The 7,587-nt window shown below is 35.2% G+C and carries 9 protein-coding genes; 5 read left to right on the top strand and 4 right to left on the bottom strand.

Annotated elements, in window-relative coordinates; translation table 11 throughout:
* The 3 genes from VMW81_08485 to VMW81_08475 form a co-directional block, all read right to left on the bottom strand.
* Positions 1-402: HesA/MoeB/ThiF family protein (locus VMW81_08485; GenBank protein ID HUU50982.1), on the bottom strand; the 402-nt coding region annotated here is incomplete at its 3' end.
* A gap of 21 nt (positions 403-423) precedes the next feature.
* A complete protein-coding gene (locus VMW81_08480; protein ID HUU50981.1) occupies positions 424-1,359 on the bottom strand; it encodes a cysteine synthase family protein in 936 nt (311 codons plus the stop codon).
* 30 nt (positions 1,360-1,389) lie between these two features.
* The gene (locus VMW81_08475) at positions 1,390-1,668 is read right to left on the bottom strand and encodes a ubiquitin-like small modifier protein 1 (GenBank protein HUU50980.1); all 279 of its coding nucleotides are present in this window, start codon (positions 1,666-1,668) and stop codon (positions 1,390-1,392) included.
* Between the two features lie 599 nt (positions 1,669-2,267).
* On the opposite strand from VMW81_08475, the gene VMW81_08470 reads away from it, so the two are divergent.
* The 5 genes from VMW81_08470 to VMW81_08450 all read left to right on the top strand — a co-directional run bounded on the left by VMW81_08470 (position 2,268) and on the right by VMW81_08450 (position 6,815).
* Positions 2,268-2,906 (top strand): CBS and ACT domain-containing protein, encoded by a 639-nt coding sequence (locus tag VMW81_08470; protein HUU50979.1) that lies wholly within the window; start codon positions 2,268-2,270, stop codon positions 2,904-2,906.
* Positions 2,907-3,000: 94 nt separating this feature from the next.
* A complete protein-coding gene (locus tag VMW81_08465; protein HUU50978.1) occupies positions 3,001-3,435 on the top strand; it encodes a Fur family transcriptional regulator in 435 nt (144 codons plus the stop codon).
* 34 nt (positions 3,436-3,469) lie between these two features.
* Positions 3,470-5,437: a ferrous iron transport protein B gene (gene feoB, locus VMW81_08460; protein HUU50977.1), complete on the top strand. Its 1,968-nt coding sequence runs from the start codon at positions 3,470-3,472 to the stop codon at positions 5,435-5,437.
* Between the two features lie 216 nt (positions 5,438-5,653).
* On the top strand, positions 5,654-6,307 hold the full coding sequence (locus VMW81_08455; GenBank protein HUU50976.1) for a metal-dependent transcriptional regulator: 654 nt from the start codon (positions 5,654-5,656) through the stop codon (positions 6,305-6,307).
* A gap of 127 nt (positions 6,308-6,434) precedes the next feature.
* Positions 6,435-6,815, top strand: coding sequence for a universal stress protein (locus VMW81_08450; GenBank protein ID HUU50975.1), 381 nt, complete (start codon positions 6,435-6,437; stop codon positions 6,813-6,815).
* 219 nt (positions 6,816-7,034) lie between these two features.
* Here the strand turns inward: VMW81_08450 and VMW81_08445 are convergent.
* On the bottom strand, positions 7,035-7,587 hold a 553-nt coding region (locus VMW81_08445; GenBank protein ID HUU50974.1), incomplete at its 5' end, for a CDP-alcohol phosphatidyltransferase family protein.

Genomic DNA, 7,587 nt, shown 5'->3' with positions numbered 1-7,587 from the left:
GAGACAGTCGATAATCAAATCGGCATCATGGGCAAAACGATCAATGTTTTCCTTAGTAATCTTTTCCGTGACCGGTTCAATGGTTACATCTGGATTGATTTCAGAAAGAGTCTCCTTTGCTGAAATCGCCTTGTTTTTTCCAATGTCTTTATGGGTGTAAAGGATCTGCCTGTTTAGATTTGTAAGATCAGGTGTATCAAAATCACATAAAATTATCTTTCCAACGCCAGCAACACTTAGATAGATAGACACAGGGCAGCCAAGCCCCCCAGCACCGACCATAAATACAGTAGAACCCTTTAATTTTTTCTGACCTTCTTCTCCCCATCCTGCCATCATCATCTGTCTTTTGTAACGCTGTAATTCATCCTCTGATAGCTTAATATTATCTTTGTTTACCATTTTTGTCCTCCTTTCTGCTTGTCAGTTATTATTTAAATCCAGATATCTCTCTCCGCTATCTGGAAAAATGGTAACAATCACCCCTTCCTTTATTTTTTCTGCGAGCTCCAATGCCCCTTTCAATGCAGCCCCAGAAGAATAACCAACTAATATTCCCTCTTCTTGGGCCAAAAGATGGGTCATATTGAAGGCATCATCTGTTTTAACAAATATTCTGCCATCCAGTAATGATTCATCATAAATCTTGGGAACGATTGAAGTCGCCATATGCTTTAAACCTTCAATACCATGCAAACTCTCTTCCGGCTCTATTGAGAAAATCTGAATCTTCTCATCAAACTCCTTTAACCTCTTTCTGGTTCCCATCAGGGTACCACTTGTTCCAACCCCTGTAATAAAATGGGTAATCTTTCCATTTGTCTGTTCCAAAATCTCTAAGCCAGTAGTCTTATAATGTGCCAACACATTAGCAGGATTATTATACTGACAAGGCATAAAATACTTTTCAGGTTCCTTATTAAATATTTCATTAGCCAAAACCTGGGCACCATCTGAGCCCAGAAGAGGATCTGAAAAAATAATCTTTGCTCCATATGCAAGCATCATGGTCCTTTTTTCTTTTCCAACATTTGCAGGTATTACAAGTTCGACCTTATACCCCTTTACATTTCCTATAAGGGCATAAGCGACACCTGTATTTCCCGATGTAGAATCAAGAATAATCTTATCCTTTGTTAAATGCCCGCTTCTTTCCCCTTCTTCAATCATACTAAGGGCTGCCCTATCCTTTACAGAACCTCCAGGGTTATACCATTCGGCTTTGGCATAGATTTCAACATTTTTAAGACCTCTTGTTAATTTTTCTATCTTAATAAGAGGTGTATTTCCTATCAAATCCAAAATAGAATTATAGGTAACACCCTTAGCCAGTTCTTTGCTCTCGCATTTTACTTCCATTTTTCTAAACTTAAATATAGAGTGAATCTATTATTTTCCGCCTGCTATTGCTGGAATAATAGATATCTCATCCCCATCTTTTATTTGGGTGTTTTCCCCATCTAAAAATCTGATGTCTTCCTCATTAATGTAGATATTAATGAATCTCCTTACTGAACCACTCTCATCAAAGAGTCTTTCCCTAAGACCTGAGAATTGCTTTTCCAGATCTTCTAGAACTTCCTTAACATTACTGCCTTCAGCGTTAACCTCACTTTTATTTTGTGTGAGGCTCAGCAACGGACTTGGTATACGAACCTGTACTGACATAAAATTTACCTCCCTTTAAAGTGTTAAATTATTTAATATTTAATATAATAATCCTGAATAATAATCCTGACTAATTTAGTCAAGTTTATCTTAAATAAGGCTGAATTATATATACCTGATTATTTTTGTCAAGTATTTTTTAAAAAATTTTTAATTTTTTGTTTCTTTTCCAATAATTCTCTTTTCTAAAAAGACAGGTTAGGCTCACTTTATAGATGAATTTATAGAATTTTGCTTTACTGAAAAAGCTGGAAGAAAAAATATATATGAGGAATTTAAAGCAACTTAAACTGATAGAAGGCATTGGCCTCCTCTTCCATCTGGAAGGTGAAAGAAAGGAGGGTTAAGAGGGAAGAGGAAACCATTCTCTTTTATAAAATTACATAACTGACTATATTTATCAAGTATTATTTCCTTAATTTCTAAAAACATCTTTTCTGTAAAATTTTCTCGCTTCAAAAGATAAATTTCGCAATTTTAATAAAAAATTTAAGGAAAGGTGTTTAGAAGATAAAAAAACAAGTTTTTTATGTTGTATAAAAATAGAAGGAGAGTTATAATATTATTAATTGACTGATTAACGGATAGGGGGTGTTTTTGTGTTTGTCGGTAAGAGAATGACGAGGAATTTAATAACGGTCGATAAAGATGCCTCCATGATAGAAGCAATCGATATGCTAAAAAAACATAAGATTAGACGTATGCCTGTAATGAAAGGTAGTAAACTCGTAGGTATTATTTCTGACAGGGATCTCCGTTCAGCTATGGCATCACCTGCCACCTCATTAAATCTTTGGGAGGTTCATTATCTTCTTGATAGGATTAAGGTTAAAGAGTTGATGACAAAGGATGTCATCACTATTTCTCCTCAGGCTACGATAGAAGAGGCGGCTCAGATTATGAGGGATAAAAAGATAGGCGGCCTTCCGGTCTTGGAGAATGATAAACTGGTTGGTATTATAACTGAAACAGATATTTTTGAAATTTTCTTAGAAGTCATGGGTATGGGACAGGAGAGTAGCCGTATTGAAATAGAACTTGAGGATAGACCAGGTCAATTAGCTGAGGTAACAAAGATAATTAAAAAGCATAAAGTAAATATCATAAGTGTTGTTACAACCTCCCATGATGAAAAAAATAAAAGGATAAATGTATTCAGATTGGGCACATTGGATCCTGAGCCCATAAAAAAAGACCTTGAAAAAGCAGGCTACACCATTCTTTCTGTGATCGTTTAAGCCTTTCCCCTTTTCTCTTTAAATTTTCTTGACAACATTTTGTCTGTAGAGTATATTGATAATGCATATCAAAATCATTTTATAGGAATGATTTATGGAGAAAGAAAAAGAGTTATTAAGGGAGTATATCGCAGAAAAGAATTTGAAACTAACCAAACAGCGAGAAACTATTTTAAAGACCTTTCTTTCTATAGAGAAACATATTAGTGCCGAAGAGCTTTATCGAATAGTAATTAAAAAAGATCCTCAGATCGGCATAGCAACGGTTTATCGCACGATGAATCTTTTAAAGGAGTGCGGTTTGGCTCAAGAGCTCCATTTTGGTGGCGGCCAGACAAGATATGAACATATGGTGGATCATATCCATCATGATCATCTAATTTGCAGAGAGTGTGGGAAGATAATGGAATTTACCAATTCGATGATTGAAAAGCTTCAGGATAAGATAAGCAGAGAAAAGAAATTTGAGGTCCTCAGTCATAAATTAGAGTTGTACGGTCTTTGTAAAGACTGCAGAAAAAAGTCCTGAAATATTTTTTATAAGTAAAGAGACTTAGATTTTTATGAGCGGAAGAAAGAGAGAGTTTTCTGGTAATATTAATAAAATAATACTAGTTGGAAACCCAAATGTAGGGAAAAGTGTTATATTTGGTCTCCTTACGGGTCGATATGCTACTGTCTCAAATTATCCTGGGACAACGGTAGAGGTTACCCACGGATTTTCGTCATTCAATAAAAGAAAACATCTTGTTATAGATACCCCTGGTATTAATAGCCTCATTCCTATGTCAGAAGATGAGAAGGTTACCAGGGATATTCTTATGGATGAGAAAGATGGTGCGGTTGTTCAGGTGGCAGATTCAAAGAATTTAAAAAGAGCTTTATTAATCAGTACTCAGCTTTCAGAAGCTGGGCTTCCCTATGTTTTGGCCCTTAATATGCTGGATGAGGCGAAAAGCCGGGGATTTTCAATTGATGATAAAAAACTTGCTGAACTTTTGGGAGTTGATGTGGTACCTACCATAGCCATACAAAGAAAGGGAATTGACAGGTTAAAAGAATGTCTTCATCATCCCAAGAAATCAAATTCACTATTTCGGTACGATGATCGTATAGAAAAGGCTATAGAGTTATTAAGTCATCTCCTTCCTCCTTCGAATCTCTCTAAGAGATTCCTTTCCCTGATGATGTTATCTGGAGACGAGAGTCTTAAGGAATGGATGGGAAAGACCTTTTCTCAAGATAATAAAAGTAAAATAGATTCTATTGTAACAGAAACACAATCCTATTATACAGAACCTTTACGGACTGTTATCAATCGTAAAAGGTTAAAGAAGGTTGATGAGATTGTTGGAGCAACAAGCACTAAAGAGAAAGCAACTCGAAGCAGGCTTTCTGACTTTTTTGATGTGATCACCATGCACCCATTATGGGGACTAATGACCCTCTTTGGAGTTCTCTATCTGACTTATCAATTCGTAGGAAACTTTGGTGCTCAGATTAGTGTAGATTTTTTAGAAGAGACCATTTTTGGCCAATACATAAATCCATGGACAAAAAAGATGATTGAATTTCTATTTCCCGTAAAGATTATTCAGGAATTTTTTATTGGTGAATATGGGATTATTACTGTAGCTCTTACTTATGCCATTGCTTTAATTTTACCCATCGTAACTACATTTTTTATTGCGTTTAGTATTCTGGAGGATACAGGGTACCTTCCAAGGTTAGCGGTAATGGTTAATAAGATATTCAAAATAATGGGTCTCAATGGTAAAGCGATTCTTCCTATGGTTCTTGGTCTTGGTTGTGCAACAATGGCAACAATGACAACCAGGATTCTGGGATCTAAAAAAGAAAAAGTATTGGTAACCTTGCTTTTGGCCCTTGGGGTTCCTTGTTCTGCCCAGTTAGGGGTCATCTTGGGTATTCTCGGTATTTTATCTTTTAAGGCAGTTTTGATATGGGGCGGTGCAGTAATTCTTGTCTTATTCGGAGTAGGTTTTTTGGCCTCTTTCATTATTCCTGGAAAAGGTTCTGACTTTATTCTAGAGCTTCCTCCAATCAGAAAGCCTCAGTTCTCGAATATCCTTATCAAGACCATGGCTAGGATAGAGTGGTATTTAAAGGAGGCCGTGCCTCTATTTATCTTGGGAACCATTGTCCTCTTTATATTTGATAAGTCAGGGATACTAAGATTAATTGAATTCATTGCATCCCCTTTAGTTGTGGGTTTTTTAGGCCTTCCTGCAAAGGCAACTGAGGCCTTTATAATTGGATTTTTCAGAAGAGATTATGGTGCAGCAGGTTTGTTTTTTATGGTTAAGGCAGGAGCATTAAATCCTATCCAGATGGTGGTTGGCCTGGTTACATTGACTCTCTTTGTTCCGTGCGTAGCAAATTATTTTATGATCGTTAAGGAGAGGGGCTTTAAGATATCTTTAGGCATAATATCATTTATCTTTCCGTTTGCCTTTTTGGTAGGGGGAATTTTAAATTTTATCCTTATTAGATTAGGAATTTCTTTATGAGAGATTTAAACAACAAGGTCTCAAAAGAGAAAGAGAGTTTAACTTGCCCTTTATGTGGATATAATTTTAAGTTAGAGGATATTAAGTGTTTTACTGAGTGCTCGATAAAATGCGACTGTAATTTAATCGGCTGTCCAAATTGTCATTACAAGTTTGCAGAAGAGTCGAAAATTGTAGATTTTGTTAAAAAATTATTCAAAAGAAAAGGATAAAGAGATGATTAAGGAAGAGAGAATTGAAGAAATCTTAGAAACAATATGGATGTTAAGGGAAGAGAGAAAATCTTCCATAGAAGATTTAAAGAAAAACTGGGAGGGGACTGATTTTAATGAAATCTTTGAAAAGATTAAGGACCGGCTTTATATAAATATAAATAAAAATAAAATAGATTTTACCCAAAAAGGAGAAGAGAAGGCAAGAGTAGTGGTGAGGAGACACCGCCTTGCCGAAAGCCTTTTTTCTTTAGTTCTGACTAATATAAGAGAAGAAAAGATAGAAAGTACTGCCTGCAGTTTTGAACATATCTTAGATCCTGAAGTAACAGAAAATATCTGTAAATTTTTAGGCCATCCTCCTGTTTGCCCCCATGGAAAAGCTATTCCTCCTGGGCCTTGTTGCAAAAAAACAGAGAGATCGCTCAAACCATTGGTTTTCCCCCTTAAAGAATTGAATATTGGAGAAAAAGCCAAGGTTATCTTTTTAACATCAAAATATCACTCAAGGTTAGACCATTTGACTATAATGGGACTGGTTCCTGGAAGTGTTGTTAAACTTCACCAAAAGTACCCTTCCATCGTGGTTGAGGTTGGTGAAACAACTTTAGCTTTGGATTCAAATATTGCTAATGAAATTTTTATAAAAAGGATATAGATCTTGAATGCCCAGACTTGAGAAAAAGAGGTAGGTTTTGAGAGTGTATTTTTATTTCTTTTTCCTATCATTTTGTACAAAATTTAAAAAGCTGTTTGTTAATCTTTTTATAAGGGATTAGTCAAACATGGAGAATATAGAAAATATTTTAGTATCCCTAACTGTTACCAAGGATTCTAAAAATATTTTGGATCATGCTATCTCAATAGCTGAAAAATTTAATGCAAAGATAGTCGTTTTTCATGTTTTAAGAGAACCAAAAATGGACTTGTCAGAAATAAACTACGAATCAGGTTTTTTGCAGAAGATCAAGAAACAGCAAGAGGAAGAAGTGGAAAGGGAATTGAGAAGCTTGATTCCTGAAGAGTATTATGAGAAGTATAATTTATCAACAGAAATGACATCGGGACAGCCTTTTCTCGAGATAGTTAATAAAGCTAAGAGTCTTAATGCAGATTTAATTGTTATGGGTACGCATGGACGTTCTGGTCTCAGTCATGTTCTGTAGGAAGCGTTGCGGAAAAGGTTTTAAGAGGGGCTGAGCTCTTTGAACGGTCAGTTAATATGGACTTGATATATGAGAAAATTGGATTAAAGGCAAAAAAGAAGAAAAAAGTAACAAAGAAAAAGAAGAAATAGATTTTTAAAAAATTTTATGATTTATTAATACAATTTATACTATAAAGAAATTACCTGAAAAAATGATGACATTTTTTTCTGATGAAGCTTAAAAAGGTGGAAAGATAAGGATGAATATAATGATTCCACATATAAGGTCATACTGCCAGGTCATTCTTTCATAATCTAAAAAGAGTATCTTCATCAATGATGTCTTAAAAGAACTCTTTCCTTCATAGATATTGGGTACCTTAAATTCACCACTCTCTAAGTGAGCAGGATTCTCAAGAGCCTTTTTTACATATAAAATCCTATGGATTACTGTTAAGTGTGTTAGGATTGCAAGAATCCAAATGGCTATATGTATATGGTTAAAAAGGGCAGCGATAATTAATGTAACAATGCGTTCCGGTCTTTCCATAAAACCCACATCACATTTTATCGGAATAACATTTTGTCCCTTTGCCCGAACATAACTCGTTGAAACAGAACCTATTGATACGATACAGACAAGGATTATATAGATGATATCTTGCTTAAGGAAATAAAAGACAATAAGGCCAGAATAGAGTGTGAGATCAGAATATCTATCTATAGTAGAGTCAAAAAAGTCCCCAAACCGCGTTATCTTATTTGAAACCCTGGCCAAAGCCCCATCTAAT

It is taken from the genome of Nitrospinota bacterium (genome assembly GCA_035528715.1).
GTDB lineage: Bacteria > JADFOP01 > JADFOP01 > DATKYB01 > DATKYB01 > DATKYB01.
This window is presented reverse-complemented; position numbering and strand designations above follow the sequence as displayed.